This window comes from Vibrio sp. IB15, from assembly GCF_016406055.1.
In the GTDB taxonomy this organism is placed as follows: Bacteria; Pseudomonadota; Gammaproteobacteria; order Enterobacterales; family Vibrionaceae; genus Vibrio; species Vibrio chagasii.
In genome coordinates this window covers 41,334-54,307 of record NZ_JAEFCE010000018.1, presented here as the reverse complement: position 1 = coordinate 54,307, position 12,974 = coordinate 41,334, and the positions used below count along the sequence as shown (strand labels likewise).

Sequence of the window (12,974 nt, the reverse complement as noted above, 5' to 3'; positions counted from 1 at the left end):
CATATGATCAACGGCCTTTGTGCTTGACTGTTCTTGATGAGCAGTGTCGACTAAAGCTTTTCTAACGAGCTATTATGCTTTTTACTCGCGACTCTCTTGGGCTTCTTCACCGTTTTGATTGCCAGATCAGGACTCCATGTTTGGGCTGATGAACCGGCTTCACCGTAAAGGCTTTGGTTTAGCTTGGTGAGTTCGGCTTCAAGGGTTTGCAATGCCTCATTACTTAGATCTGAATTTTCAGATTTCCATCGCTCAAATAAGGTTCTGGTCAGCACGCCATCTTTCGTTCTTAGCGCTTCAATAAGCGCTTCTGCGGTATCTGATTGACGTTCAACAGTGTGTGTTGGTTTTGTCGTTACACCGCGGCGTGACCAGAAGTAGAAGGCCATCGCAGAGCTAATCAACCATAAAGCAGCGAATAGGGCGGTGAGATAAGGCCAGAAACCAGGGTTATCGACATTAATCACCGTTGGCGATGCTTGCTGGAGCGGTGCGCTAGCAACTGAAGGTGCGCTTGATACAACGCGATCACTTGCTGTTACTGCTAGCTCTAGGCCCAGAGCTTTACTGGTTTGTTCTGATTGAGCATCAGTATTGAACCAAGCTTGGGAAACGTCAGGAAGCGAGATGTTTCCTGCTTCTTTTGGGATTAGAACCTGTTTGTACACTACAACTGCATCGCCGGACTTTGTGGTACCAAATTGTGGCTTTTCTTCATAAACACGAACCGATTTAGGGTAGGTGATATTCAGTTTTGGTAGTTGGTGCTGCGTTAAGTTACTCGCCGTCATGGTAATAGTACGAGTTAACGAATCACCCGCTTCCATTTCGATGGCTTGCTTATCGCCTTCTAATCCTTTGTTACCGGTTAATTCGTTACCTTGGCTATCAGACCATTGCTGTATCAATTTGAAGTTTGATGTTGGTAACCACTCACCCTTGTAGCCTTTTGGCACATCCTTTACGGTGACATCTAAGGTTTCAACGGGTGTGTCGAGTTGGAACAAACGTGTTGTACTAGAGTTGTTGGTTGAGTAGATGACGGCTCCTGTTAGCTTCGGCCCGTTCAGCTTAAATTGACCTGCTTTTTGCGATGAGATACGGAATGACTGTTGAACTACCGTCACCTCCTTTCCATTGAGAACGTCTTGAAATTGCTTCGATTCCCCAATAGGTTCCACATCTAAGCCTGAAGAGCTCGGTGGCGCGATTATCGGATCTTGAAGCCTTCTTGGATCCGCTTTAATGATCAGCTTTACATCAAGCTCTGCGATCTCTTGTGGGTATAGTGAGCTCTTACTTAGGTTAAGTTGAAACTCAGCCATATCGTGTTGAGTCGGCGCCGCTTTATTAACGGCCACATTGATGGTGATGGGCTTGGTTTTAGCCCCTTCAATATCAAAACTAGGGATCTGTACCTGGCCTAAGCGCAGTGGAGCAAGGGTGATGTTCCACTCGCTTGACACCGAACGGCTACCATTAATGATGCGCATCGATGACCCAAAGCTTGGTGTGCCAACATAGAAGTCTTGCTGAAGCGCGGTGAGATCTAGAGCATCAGAAGAGACCTTCTCGTCGGTGGTAACTCTCAGTAGGAATACTTCATCTTTGGTGACACTGTTCTGTGAAACACTTGCTACGGCATTAGCAGCCAATGCTGAAAATGACGAGAAAGCGCCCAACAGCAGTGTTAGGGCTATGGATAAAAATGGCTTATTTAGAAATCGCATGGTTACCACTTTTTGTTCTGGTTGTTAGGAGCACTTTTTTGTTGTGCTTGTAAAATCATTTGCGCTTTAAGCAGTTGGCTTGGGTCACGCGCACTCTCTACTTGCTCAAGCTTTCGCATATCCGGGTCACTCGATAGCGGTTGCCCTGAGGCCTGTGCTACAGCTTGTTGAGCATTTTTATCACCTTTTTCGCCTGAAGCTTGCTGTGCGTTTGCACTTTGAGGCTGTGGCTTATCCTGCTCTTTTTCCTCAGACTGGTTTGCTGTACTTGGCTGCTTAGATTGCTCGCCCTCTTGTTTGTCTGCGTTTGCACTCGATTGGTCTTTGGCTTGCTCTTGGTTTGTGCTTTGAGGTTGGCTATCAGCTTTGCTCTGCGAGTTTTCATTGTCTGCAGAGTTTTGCTGTTGATCCTGTGAGCCTTGCGAAGAATCATTTTGCTGACCTTGCTGACCTTGCTGACCTTGCTGACCTTGCTGACCTTGCTGACCTTGCTGATTCTGCTGGTCTTGGTCTTTTTGGTCTTTGGATTCAGAATCATCTTGCTGTTGCTGTTGCTGTTGCTGTTGCTGTTGCTGTTGCTGTTGCTGTTGCTGTTGCTGGGCTTGTTTGACGATTTCTAGGTTGTTCTTCGCATACTCATGATCTGGGTTGTTTTGGAGAATACGTTGATACTCTTCAATCGCTTGATCGTACTTGCCTTGTTGTGCTTGAGCATTCGCAAGGTTGTAGCGAGCACTTTCGTCAGTCAAACCTTGTAGCGTTTGCTCAGCCGCTTCGAAGTCACCCGCTTTGTATTGTGAGATGCCTTTCCACTCTTGCTGTTTGAATTGTTCCGCAGCTTGCTGGAAATCTTCATCTTGATAAAACTGATAACCTACTTGGTCGTCGGTTTTCCATGGGCTTGCAAACGCCGTGTTCGGTTGGCTAAATGTTAAGACTGCAGCCAATCCGCACCAAATAACGCCTTTTCTGAAAAGCCCAACCGCAGGTAGCAATAGGAATGGCAGTAGCCAAAAGCCATTGTTGACTCTGGTGTTAAGTGAGTTATTGGTTTTGGTCACTTCCGTCGTTGTTGCAATGCGGTCGAGGTAGTTTGCGATGTGTTCGACATCTGAATTATCAAACTGAACTTCAGTAAAGGTGCCACCATAGCTGCGTGTCAGATCGCGCATGTTCTTTAAGTTGGTTCTTGCAACTACCGTCTGTCCTGAGTCGGTTTGCATCATCGAGCCACTTGGTAATGAGATTGGTGCGCCACTTTCACTACCCACCGCCAAGATAGATAGCGTCCAATTGCCACCAGATAGTAGCGAGTCGATCTCTTTCTTTTCTTGGTCATCGATGTCATCGGCAATGAGTACCAAATCACCTTGGTAGATCTTCGCGCGAGTCATCATCTCAATGGCAAGCTTAACTGCTGCGGGGGCATTACTACCTTGGAAAGGCATGATATCTGGAGATAAGTTCGGTACTTGGCTCTTAATGGTGTTGATGTCTGACGTTAGTGGGCTAATGGTATAAGCATCGCCAGCGTAAGCGACCATTCCGGTTAAGCCCTCATTCCACAATGAGAGTAGATCGAGCGCTTTATATCGCACTTGCGTTAAACGGTTTGGTTTTATGTCGGTAGCGTAGAGCGACATCGACATATCCATCATCACAACTCGTGCCTGTGTTTTTTCAAAGCTAGGCTGCTCATTGTTTTGAAAGCTTGGTCCGGCTAGCGCAATAACACCACCCAACCACCAAATACCAAAGTAAGTACTGCGGTTTTTAGACGGTTTGCTTGATTCTGGGGCTAAATATCGCGCGATATGAGAAGCCAATAACCCTTGTTTCGATTGTCTCTTGCTGAGCCACCAAATAGCGGGCAGGGCAGCAAGTGCTAACAACCAATATGGGTAGATAAAAGTAAAGTTAGACATTGTTTCTCCTAATGGCTAACAGCATAAATGCGAAGAACATGGCAGCCGACAAAGGCCATACAAACCACTCTTGTTGTGGTCGCCATATTTTGGTCGCATTTGTCACGGGTTCTAGTTGGTTGATAGTGTCGTAAATCGTTGCCAGCTCTTTGCTGTCACGCGCTCGGAAGTATTGACCGCCAGTGCGTTTGGCAATTTCCATTAGCGTGCGTTCATCTAAATCTTGAGCGGTGTTTACTTTACGAGTCATGAAGAACTCTTTAACCATCATTTCGCCTGCGCCAACACCGACGGTGTAGATGGTTGCGTTGTACTTCTTGGCAATATCTGCGGCCTCTAGTGGGTCTAACACCCCGGCGGTATTACTGCCGTCGCTGAGTAGTACCATCACACGTTGAGGCGCATCACTATCTACAAAGGTTTTGGTCGCCAATCCAATGCCGTCACCAATCGCGGTTTGATTACCGATCAGTCTTAGGACTGCTTGATTGAGCTGCTGTGACAGCGTGTCTCTATCCAAAGTCAAAGGTGTTTGTAGGTAGGCATGATCGGCAAAGAGCACCAAACCAACTCGGTCGCCTTTGCGGCGTTCAATGAAGTCACTCAACACATGTTTCACTGCCGATAAGCGGTCGATGTACTCGCCATTGAATTGCATGTCCTCTTGGCTCATGGAGTAGGAGAGGTCGACAACCAACATCAAATCACGGTGCTTCGGTTGAAACTCAACGGGTTCGCCATACCAGACCGGGCGAGCGCTCGCCGTTACTAGCAGTAGCCAAATAAGCACTGACAACGCTTTTGGTAAGCGAGTACTCGGTGTTTTGGTATTACTGTCTTCTGGCAGAAATGGAAGCTTGAGAGCACCGCTTGATTCTGCTTTAGGTGAGAACAAGTAAACGAGAAACGGCAATGGTGCGAGGAAAAACATCCACCACCAAACGAATTCAATGTTTAGTAAGTTAGTGCTTAGGAGATTACTCATAACGACCTCGCTTTGGAGGAAGGGCTTTGCGAATCCAAGTTTCGCAGTCAGTCACCAATTGTTGTTGGACTTTATGTTGTTCTTCGTTCATTGAAGTTGGATCTTGATAGAGTGACTGTTGCCAATGAGCTTGTTTCTCTACAAACAACGGTTTTTTCAATTGCGCGTCTAAGAACTTCGACCAATCATCACCAGCTAGGCCTGCTACTTTTTCTCGTGGGAAGTAGCTCAATGCAGCCTGACGAAGGATGCGTTGTGCTTCACTCGGAGACAAACGATCTGAAGACTGACTATTAGTGAAGTAAGACAGCGCTTCTTGCTTCGCCTGTTGATTGTTTTTTCTGCGTCTTACAATGAAAAATACAAGGGCAATCAGGATGATGGATGTGACAATCACTGCCCAACAACCCCACGCCAGAGGCCACCATGTTGGCGCATCTGGTGTAATCACAGGGCTTAAATCTAAGGGCTGCTTCATGACTGAGCTCCTGATATCTGGCTCATCAATGGCTGTGCACTCGACAACGAGCTATAGGGTATCGCGAGAGATAAGCTAAGCTGTTGTAGCTGCTGTTTTTTTAATGAGAACGCGTGATTGAGTTTTTGCTTCTCTTTCGTAGAGGAGAAGTTAAACCACTGTGTTTTACTGCCATCGGTGACTTGTTTTGAGCCTTTATAGGCCGTTTGACCTTGCTCTAGCGGGTCATGAAAATGTACCAAACGCACTCTGTTGTGTCGGCGTATTTGGCTGATAAGTGAGTAATCACTTTCTTGGTAACGTACAAAGTCACTGAGGAGGATAATATCGCTTCCTTTTGGGCAAAGTTGATGAAGAGACTTCAATCCATGCTCCAAGGTGGTATCGCAACGATTATCGTCGTTGGTTAGCGCTGCATTATTGATTTCTATGACTTTTTGCAAAATACGCAAAGGAGCATGGTTACTGCCACTCGGTTTGATTTCTATGATTTCTTTGCCGGTATCGATGACTGCGCCAATTCGGTCTTTTTGAGCGACGGTTAACCAGCACAATTGACTAGCAAAGTGCGCAAGTTGAACTGATTTCAGCAATAGGGTTGAACCGAAAATCATGCTACTTGATAAATCCAAATACAAGATGACAGGCTGCTCTCTCTCTTCAGAGAACAGCTTAGTATGCGCTTTGCCTGTTCTTGCGGTTACTCGCCAGTCAATGCTGCGTATGTCATCACCCGCTTGATATTGACGAACTTCTGAGAAATTCATCCCGCGACCTTTGCGGTTGCTTTCGTGTTGACCATTGAGCTGTGACCAGAGGCTTTTCGCTGGAGGCGACCATCGAACAGACTGCGCTTTGTACTGCAGCAGTTCGTCCAGGTTCAGCATCACGCCGTCACTGTGGTTCGGTAATAAATTATTCATGCGCGTGTCCCTATGCGCTACCAACCAACGAAATAAGGTGTGCAATCACTTGGTTTGCTGTGACACCTTCAGCTTGTGCGTGGTAGCTACGAAGCAAGCGGTGACGCAAGACAGGAAATGCCATCGTTTGAACATCTTGAGGTGTGACATAGTCGCGACCTGCAAGCCAAGCATGTGCACGAGCGCAGCGGTCGAGAGCAATGGTCGCACGCGGGCTTACGCCCATATCTAGCCACTGATCCAGTTGGTCGCTGTACTGCTTAGGTTGGCGAGTCGCCATTACTAGTCTGATGATGTACTGTTCAATGGTATCTGCCATGTGGATATTGAGTACTTCTTGGCGCGCTTCAAAGATAGTCTGCTGAGAGATTTCTTGTGGTTGTACCGATTCGTTACCTTGAGCTTCACCGCGGTTGAGTCGCAGGATCTCAAGCTCGCTTTCCATGTCTGGGTATTCAACTTCTAGGTGCAGCAGGAAGCGGTCTAATTGAGCTTCAGGCAGTGGGTATGTGCCTTCTTGCTCAATCGGGTTTTGTGTCGCCATCACTAAAAACAAGTCTGGCAGGGCGTAGGTTTTTCGACCTGCAGTGACTTGTTTTTCTGCCATCGCTTCTAGCATTGCTGCTTGCACTTTTGCAGGAGCACGGTTGATCTCATCCGCAAGTATAAGTGAGTTAAAGATCGGCCCAGATTGGAACGTAAATTCCCCTGTCTCTGGTCGGAATATATCAGTACCCGTCAGGTCGGCAGGCAGTAGGTCAGGGGTAAATTGAATGCGGTGGAAATCCCCTTCAACACAATCAGCCAGTGATTTGACTGCACGGGTTTTCGCTAACCCCGGAGGACCTTCAACCAGAATATGACCATCAGCAAGTAGTGCGGTCATCAGTTGTTTGACGAGCTCTTGCTGACCAATGATTTGAGACTCTAAATAGTTTTGAAGGACTTCGAAATTCGTTTTGTGCATTTTGGACTCTCTGGGTATCCATTTGATTTTTATTGTGAGTATTGGTCACTTTTCGAAAGCAAAAAGTTCCGGTACATCTACGTAATTTATTTTTTCAAATTTGGAATGATTTACAAGCGCTTAGCGAGAAACGCGTTTGATAGGTGGTTTTTACCATATCAATCGATGTTTATACACCAAAGTGCTTACTGAGGTAGTTGTGTATGTGTGTGGAAGTTTTAATTGCGTAGAGGGTCGATGAAGGTCGAATGACTGCATATTTGGTGTGCCGATGCTGTACGATTTTTGATGATTTTGCTTATTACATTGTTTTGCAAATTTTTGAGATATGACTCTTTAGATTTATGGGTGTTGGTCGATACATAACTCAGACTGTGCATTTTAGCTTAAGAGTGCACTAAAAAGCCCTGTTTTTGGGATACAAATGAAGAGCGATTCTTTTTAAAGGTCCAAATATGTTTAAAACTAACTCTCTGAGTATTAAGCAAAAGGTAGTACTAGGTATTACTTTTGCGGTTCTTGCCTCTACGGTTATTGTTGGCGCGATGGCACAGCAACAAGCACGAGATGTACTGAGTCATCGACTGGTCAATATTGAACTTCCTGGAATGCTAGAGCGAATCAATGGTGAGATTGACCGTGAAGTTTCCCAGTTATTGCTGGCTGCTGAGCAAATTGCTTCAAATGAATTTATTTCTGATGCAATCGAGTCGACAGATCGCGATCCAGCGTTAGAGAGTAAGTTGGTTAAACAACTGAATAATGTGCGTAACCAATACAACTTAAATGATGCTTCAGTAGCAAACCGTCAAACGGCGTATTACTGGAACCAAAATGGCTTCCTACGCCAGCTTAATCAACAACAAGATGGTTGGTTCTTTGGCTTTACTCAATCTGGGCAGCCAACCATGGTGAGCATGTTCCAAGAAGCCAACGGTGAAGTGAAGATGTTCGCTAACTACCAACAGCCTTCTGGTTTGGCGATGTCTGGTCTCTCAAAATCGATGGATGACATGGTGAGCTTGCTTAATGGCTTCAAAATTGAGAATACTGGTTTTGTATTCTTGACTGATAGCCAAGGTGATGTGCAGATTCACCGTGAGCGTTCTCGCAGTGATTCTTCTCTTCAACAACTTTACGGTCCTCAAGCTAACCAACTTTTGAATAAATCAAGCTTTAACCTGATCACAACGGAAAGCCAAGGCCAAGAACTGTTTGTCGCAAGTTTGTATGTGTCTTCAATGGACTGGTTTGTTGTTGGCGTGGTACCAACGGGGGAAGTGTTTGCTGAGCTCGATGAGACAGCACAAAAGATGCTTATCATGACTGCGGTTGTGGCATTGGCATTTATCCTCATGGGCGTAGTGCTAGCAAACAGCATTACTCAGCCAATTAAGCTACTTGCTAAGCGTTTCAGTGACCTTGGTGAAGGTGACGGTGACCTTGCACAGCGTATCGAAGTGAAAGGCAATGATGAAATCGCTCAGCTTTCAAAAGGCTTCAACGGCTTCATTGAGAAGATTCACGAGTCGATGAAAGAAGTATGCTCTACAAGCCAAGCGCTTCAAGTGGCGGCGGAGAGCGTTTCTAACAAAGCACATATCACCCATGACAATAGCCAAGAGCAACGTGACCAGACCCTCCAAGTGGTGGCTGCAATCAACCAGATGGGCATGACCATCAGCGAGATTGCATCGAACGCGGCAACCGCTGCTGAAACGGCAACACAGGCTTCAGGCAATACAGAAGTTGGCCGTTCTGTAGTGAATAAAGCAAAAGATGCGATTAGCCGTTTGGCACAAGACATCGAAAGTACAGGTCAAGTAGTTGAGCAGCTTGCTTCAACAACGCAAGACATTGGCTCTATTCTGGGTGTTATCCGTGATATTTCAGAGCAAACCAACTTACTTGCATTGAACGCTGCGATTGAAGCTGCGCGTGCCGGTGAGCAAGGTCGTGGTTTTGCGGTTGTAGCGGATGAAGTTCGTAACTTAGCAAGTCGAACTGCGGATTCAACGGAAGAGATTCAGAAGATGATCAACCAACTGCAAAGCGATGCAAAAGATGCGGTAACCGCAATGAGTGCGGGCAAAGTGATTACGCTTGAAGGTGTATCAGCATCAGATGAAGCGGTCGATGTATTGGGCGGTATTTCTGACCGTATTGTTGATATCTCTGACCGTAACACGCAAGTCGCAACAGCAACTGAAGAGCAATCAACGGTGGTTCACACCATTAACCAGAACATCGAAGAGATCAACGCGATTAACGAAGTTACAACAGGCACAGCTGAGCAACTTGCTGAAGCGAGCCAAGAGCTTCGTGACTTGTCTTCTCGCCTAGATAAGATGGTTGGTTCATTCAAGCTTTAACCCTTTCAAGCGGTAACATGGCTAAGAAAGTGATATAGACGAAGAGCTGGATTCATTTCATCGTGAATCCGGCTCTTTTTATTGGTGGGCTCATTTGCTTCTAACTGCATTTAGCTTGATCTGGTTTCGGGCTTTGCTTTCAATCAACCTAGCATCATAGAGCGGAAATGAGTAAAATCTGATTAGGTTCAATATTTAGGTAAGTATGTATCATGAGCGATTTTGAAAAAAAACTAGAGCAGATTACTCAAGAGATGGGCGATGAGCCTGAGGTAAAACTGCCGTCACTTGAAGAGCAAAAAGCGATCGTTGCTGAATTTAAGCGACTAGAAGCGGAAGGCAAACTGACACCTGAAGTATTAGAAGCGCACTTTGGTCAGTTCAACAAAAAGAATGATACGCCAATCCACTAAGCTTGAAACAGACCTATTTTAGGTGAAACTGTTAAGTGATTGGTTGGGCTAAGGCTCAAACAGAACAAATAAAGGTCTAGCACTCGCTAGGCCTTTTTTATTGCTTACTGGTTTTTGTTGTTTACTGATATAGGTTGAATCTAAAGAAAAATCCCGCTTACAGCGTAAGAGGGATTTAAATTGAGCAAGCAATATCCTAAAGGCTTAGCGCTTATTCGGTGCCGTACTCTTTGTACAGGCGACGACATGCTTTGCCATCGCTGTGGAAAAGGTGACAACGGTGGGCTGGGATACCGATAGCAAGCTTGTCGCCAGGCTCTAAAGTTAGTGTGTCTGGTTGACGGTAGATAACGTCTGCATCAGCACTTTCAAGGTTCAGGTAAACCTGAGTTTCGTTGCCTAGTTTCTCAACGATCATTACGTCGCCTTCGATCGTTGCATCGCCCTGGTCAGCAGACATCAAGTGCTCAGGACGAACACCCAGAGACATACGGTCACCCACGTTAACGGTTGTGCCATCAACTGGAATCCAGAAAGTCGTGCCGTTTGAAAGTTGAACCAGTACGCGCTCTGCTTCAGCTTGCTCGATATGAACTGACATAAAGTTCATCTTAGGTGAGCCAATGAAGCCTGCAACAAAACGGTTTTGAGGGTAGTGGTAAAGGTCCAGTGGCTTACCCACTTGAGATACGTAACCGCCATCAAGAACAACGATTTTGTCAGCCATTGTCATCGCTTCCACTTGGTCGTGGGTAACGTAGATCATGGTGCAGCCAAGCTGACGCTGTAGTTTCGTGATTTGTGAACGCATTTGAACACGAAGTGCAGCATCTAGGTTAGATAACGGCTCATCCAGTAGGAATACGTTTGGTTGAGAAACCAGTGTTCGACCAATCGCAACACGCTGACGTTGACCACCAGAAAGCGCTTTAGGTTGACGCTCTAGTAGGTGACCAAGCTGCAGGATTTCAGCTGCATGTTCAACACGCTTATCGATTTCAGCTTTATCCGCTTTCGCTAGCTTAAGGCCAAAAGACATGTTGTCGTAAAGGTTTAGGTGAGGGTATAGCGCGTATGATTGGAATACCATACCTACGCCACGCTTTGATGGCTCAACGTCGTTCATACGCTCATCGCCAATGTACAAATCACCTGAAGTGATGTCTTCTAGACCTGCGATACAACGTAACAACGTCGATTTACCACAGCCTGATGGTCCAACGAATACGACGAATTCACCTTCGTTGATCTCTAAGTTTACGTCCTTAGAAATCTGTACATCGCCATATGATTTATAAACGTTTTTTAAAGTGACACTCGCCATCTAGCTCGTCCTCGATCAAATTTTAAGTTGTACTGCTTATCATTATAAGAAATTTGTGGGCCAGCAGTAACTGTAGGAATTGGTAAGTACTGAGTGAGTAAAAAAAGTGGGTGGGGCTTGAATCGTTACCCAAGCCCCCCCGTCATTGCCAAACTGATGCCTATTTCCCCCACAACAAGCTAAACCTCCCCCGTGATTCCATCACAGGTTTAGCTTGTGCCTAATAAAGACAACAGCGGGCAGCTAAGCCAGCTTAATGAATCATGCGATACACATAATACTCGCTGGGAAAGAGTTCTCACTATCCACTCTCGGATGAACGTAGTCTCGGTGAATTAGCGTAAGCGCACATCCTCCTAATGGAAAATTAACTAGGGGGAGTAGGAGGGGATGAGTAGATAAATGAGCTCAATAATAATTAGCGATCCAGTTCAAATAAATTCACCGGATAACGGTGATGCCGATCACGCTGAGTGCGTTTTTTGTGATTTTAGTCTCTAATCTGACCGGATGGTGATCACGAATTTAAGCCATAATAGCTAGGGCGTAGTGGCTAGGATGATGAGCTAGTGAGTGTTTTCTCAGATCATAACTGTCGATAACTGGCTCGTATTGGCTGATGTGCCCTACGTATAAGTATAAAAAGGATATTAACATGAAAAACGCTCTAAGCGCTGTAGCTCTAGGTACATTAGTTGCATTGGGTTCTTTTGGTGCAAACGCTGCTATCGAAGAAGGACAACTAACAATCTGGATAGGTGGTGACAAAGCTTACGAAGGGATGGCTGAAGTAGGTAAACGCTTTGAAGAAGACACTGGCGTTAAAGTAACAGTAGCTTTCCCTGACAAACTAGAAGAGAAGTTCTCTCAAGTTGCAGCGGCTGGTGACGGCCCAGATATGATTTTCTACGCACACGACCGTTTTGGTGGTTTTGCAGAAGCGGGCCTTCTTGTTGATATCAAACCTTCTAAAGAAACAAAAGAAGGTATCGTAGACTTCGCATGGGACGCAGTTTCTTACGAGGGTAAAACAATCGCTTACCCAGTTGCTGTTGAGTCAGTTTCTCTAATCTACAACAAAGCACTTGTTCCTAACCCACCTAAGTCTTGGGAAGAAATCCCAGCACTTAACGCTGAACTTCAAAAAGAAGGTAAGAAAGCGATCATGTGGCCTCTACGTGGTGGCGCATACTTCACATGGCCTCTACTAGCAGCTGACGGCGGTTACGCATTCAAACAGGTTGCTGAAGGTTACGACATTAAAGATGCAGGCGTAGCGACTGAAGGTGTTCAGAAGTCACTAGGTTTCATCGAGAAAATGGTACAAGACAAAGTTATCTCTGCAGACATGGACTACTCAGTAGCGGAGTCTGAGTTCGTTGCAGGTAACGTTGCAATGACAATCAACGGTCCTTGGGGCTGGGCAAACATCGAGAAAGCTGGCGTAGACTACGGCGTAGCAACTCTACCTAAGTTCAACGGTAAAGCATCTAAACCTTTCGTTGGCGTATGGGCTGGTGGTATCAGCACAGCTTCTCCAAACCGTGACCTAGCGGTTGAGTTCATGGAAAACTACCTACTGACTGATGAAGGTATGAAGAGCCTGAACGACGATAAACCACTTGGCGCTGTTGCTCTAAACTCTTTCCAACGTCAACTAGACAGCGACACTCGTATCGCAGCGACAATGGACAACGCGATGAACGGCGAAATCATGCCTAACATCCCTCAGTTCACAACGTTCTGGTACAGCATGGAAGAAGCGATCGGCAACGTAGTTGATGGTCGTCAAACAGTAGACCAAGCGCTGAAAGGTGCTGAAGCTCGCATGACTAAGTAATAACTAAGCACTACCTT

The 12,974-nt window shown here is 45.9% G+C and carries 10 protein-coding genes; 3 read left to right on the top strand and 7 right to left on the bottom strand.

The annotated features are described in order from the left end of the window. Nucleotides 1–50 precede the first annotated feature (50 nt). Genes JC606_RS09140 through JC606_RS09115 form a run of 6 tightly spaced genes read right to left on the bottom strand, consistent with a single transcriptional unit; the run spans nt 51 to nt 7,008 of the window. Complete coding sequence (locus JC606_RS09140) at nt 51–1,730, bottom strand: BatD family protein (protein ID WP_198778463.1); 1,680 nt, start codon at nt 1,728–1,730, stop codon at nt 51–53. A gap of 2 nt (nt 1,731–1,732) precedes the next feature. Continuing rightward, complete coding sequence (locus JC606_RS09135; protein WP_198778462.1) at nt 1,733–3,655, bottom strand: VWA domain-containing protein; 1,923 nt, start codon at nt 3,653–3,655, stop codon at nt 1,733–1,735. Further along, nucleotides 3,648–4,640: a vWA domain-containing protein gene (locus tag JC606_RS09130; protein ID WP_105023844.1), complete on the bottom strand. Its 993-nt coding sequence runs from the start codon at nt 4,638–4,640 to the stop codon at nt 3,648–3,650. Before JC606_RS09130 ends, JC606_RS09135 begins: the two co-directional genes overlap by 8 nt. Further along, nucleotides 4,633–5,118: a DUF4381 domain-containing protein gene (locus JC606_RS09125; protein ID WP_198778461.1), complete on the bottom strand. Its 486-nt coding sequence runs from the start codon at nt 5,116–5,118 to the stop codon at nt 4,633–4,635. The genes JC606_RS09130 and JC606_RS09125 overlap by 8 nt, the downstream gene beginning before the upstream one ends. Further along, on the bottom strand, nt 5,115–6,041 hold the full coding sequence (locus JC606_RS09120) for a DUF58 domain-containing protein (protein ID WP_198778460.1): 927 nt from the start codon (nt 6,039–6,041) through the stop codon (nt 5,115–5,117). Before JC606_RS09120 ends, JC606_RS09125 begins: the two co-directional genes overlap by 4 nt. A gap of 10 nt (nt 6,042–6,051) precedes the next feature. Then, nucleotides 6,052–7,008: an AAA family ATPase gene (locus JC606_RS09115; RefSeq protein WP_198778459.1), complete on the bottom strand. Its 957-nt coding sequence runs from the start codon at nt 7,006–7,008 to the stop codon at nt 6,052–6,054. A 455-nt stretch (nt 7,009–7,463) separates the two neighbouring features. Between JC606_RS09115 and JC606_RS09110 the strand changes: the two genes are divergently transcribed. After that, the gene (locus JC606_RS09110; RefSeq protein WP_198778458.1) at nt 7,464–9,380 is read left to right on the top strand and encodes a methyl-accepting chemotaxis protein; all 1,917 of its coding nucleotides are present in this window, start codon (nt 7,464–7,466) and stop codon (nt 9,378–9,380) included. Between the two features lie 212 nt (nt 9,381–9,592). After that, on the top strand, nt 9,593–9,793 hold the full coding sequence (locus JC606_RS09105) for a restriction endonuclease subunit S (protein WP_137406239.1): 201 nt from the start codon (nt 9,593–9,595) through the stop codon (nt 9,791–9,793). 211 nt (nt 9,794–10,004) lie between these two features. Here JC606_RS09105 and malK read toward each other — a convergent pair whose 3' ends face one another. Beyond that, nucleotides 10,005–11,117: a maltose/maltodextrin ABC transporter ATP-binding protein MalK gene (malK, locus tag JC606_RS09100; protein WP_063525341.1), complete on the bottom strand. Its 1,113-nt coding sequence runs from the start codon at nt 11,115–11,117 to the stop codon at nt 10,005–10,007. A 655-nt stretch (nt 11,118–11,772) separates the two neighbouring features. On the opposite strand from malK, the gene malE reads away from it, so the two are divergent. Beyond that, entirely contained in the window at nt 11,773–12,957 is a 1,185-nt protein-coding gene (gene malE, locus JC606_RS09095) for a maltose/maltodextrin ABC transporter substrate-binding protein MalE (RefSeq protein ID WP_137406240.1), read from the top strand. Nucleotides 12,958–12,974: the final 17 nt, after the last annotated feature.